The 1,703-nt window shown below is 74.2% G+C and carries 1 protein-coding gene; it reads right to left on the bottom strand.

Translation table 11 applies throughout. From position 1 onward, the window contains the following. The coding region (locus tag VM95_RS37465; RefSeq protein ID WP_045705857.1) for a type I polyketide synthase at positions 1-1,703 on the bottom strand (1,703 nt) is incomplete at both ends.

Genomic DNA, 1,703 nt, shown 5'->3' with positions numbered 1-1,703 from the left:
CACCGTCCAGCTCCGGCCCTTCCAGCACCCGACCCAAAACGGTGGAGTAGAAGGGAACGGACGCACGGCCGGGCGTCAGGTCGGCGAACTCCTCCGCCAAGCCCGGCAGCAGCGGGTCCATCTGCGCGCTGTGGGAGGCGTAGTCGACGTTCACCCGGCGGCAGAACACATCCTGCTGCGCCAGGTCCGCCACCAGGGCGTCGATGGCCTCGCTCTCACCGCTGACCACGGTCGAGCCGGGCGTGTTCACCGCAGCCACGGAGAGCCGGCCCTCGTAGGCCTTCAGGATCTCCTCGACCTCGGCGACGGGCCGCTCGACCAGCGCCATGCCGCCGAAACCGGTCACCGCCCGCACGGCCGCCGACCGGAGAGCAACCACCTTGGCGCCCTGCTCCAGCGACAGCGCACCCGAGACGACGGCCGCGACGACCTCGCCCTGACTGTGACCCACCACGGCAGACGGCTCGATGCCCCAGGAGCGCCACAGGGCGGACAGGGCGACGCCCATCGCGAACAGCGCCGGCTGCACGACATCCACCCGGTCGACGGGCGGGTGGTCGCCACCCGCGCCGGCCAGCACGTCCAGGACCGACCAGCCCGTGATCGGACGCAGCGCCGCATCGCACGCCACGACGGCGTCACGGAACACCGGGGACTGCTCCAGCAGGGCAGCCCCCATGCCGAGCCACTGGCTGCCCTGGCCCGGGTACACGAACACGACCTCACCGGGGTGACCGGCGACGCCGACGCCCGCCGAGTCACCGGCGGCCAGCGAGCGCAGCTGCGCCACCGCCTCGTCGGCGGAGCCCGCGACGACCACCGCCCGGTGCTCGAAGTGGGTGCGGTGGCGGGCGGCGGTCAGGGCGACGTCCGCCAGCGGGATGCCGGGACGGCCGTCGAGCCAGTCGGCCCAGCGGGCGGCCTGGGCGCGCAGGGCGGCCTCGTCGCGGCCCGAGATCAGGACCGGAAGGGCGGAGAGGTCGCCCGCACCCTCGCCGGTCGGGGCGGCCGGCGCCTCCGGGGCCTCTTCGAGGATGACGTGGGCGTTGGTGCCGCTGAGGCCGAAGGACGACACGCCCGCGCGACGCGCCCGCTCGCCGCGCTCCCAGCTGGTGGCTTCCTGGAGGAGGGCGAGCCCACTGCCGTCCCACTCCACGTGAGGGGTCGGCTCCTCCGCATGAAGGGTGCGCGGCAGGGCGCCGTTCTCCAGGGCGAGGACCATCTTGATCACGCCGATGACGCCGGCGGCCGCCTGGGCGTGGCCGATGTTCGACTTCGAGGAGCCGAGGAGCAGCGGGCGGTCGGCCGCGCGGGTCGGGCCGAAGACCTCGGCCAGGGCACCGGCTTCGATGGGGTCGCCGAGGGAGGTGCCGGTGCCGTGCGCCTCGATCGCGTCGATGTCGGCGGCGGAGAGCCGGGCCGCCGCCAAGGCGTCCTGGATGACGCGCTGCTGGGAGGGGCCGTTCGGCGCCGTCAGCCCCTGGCTGCGGCCGTCCTGGTTGATCGCACTGCCCTTGATGACCGCGAGAACGCGGTCCCCGTCCCGCTCGGCGGCCGACAGCCGCTTGAGGACGAGAACACCGCAGCCCTCGGCCCAGCCCGCACCGTCCGCACCGGCGCCGAAGCTCTTGCAGCGCCCGTCCGCCGCCATGCCCCGCAGCCGGCTGAACTCCACGAACAGCGCCGGGGTGTTCATGACGGTG

Origin of the sequence: Streptomyces rubellomurinus, from assembly GCF_000961885.1 — a bacterium.
Lineage (GTDB): Bacteria > Actinomycetota > Actinomycetes > Streptomycetales > Streptomycetaceae > Kitasatospora > Kitasatospora rubellomurina.
Note: the sequence above shows the minus strand (reverse complement) of the source record. Positions and strands in the feature narration are given on the sequence as shown.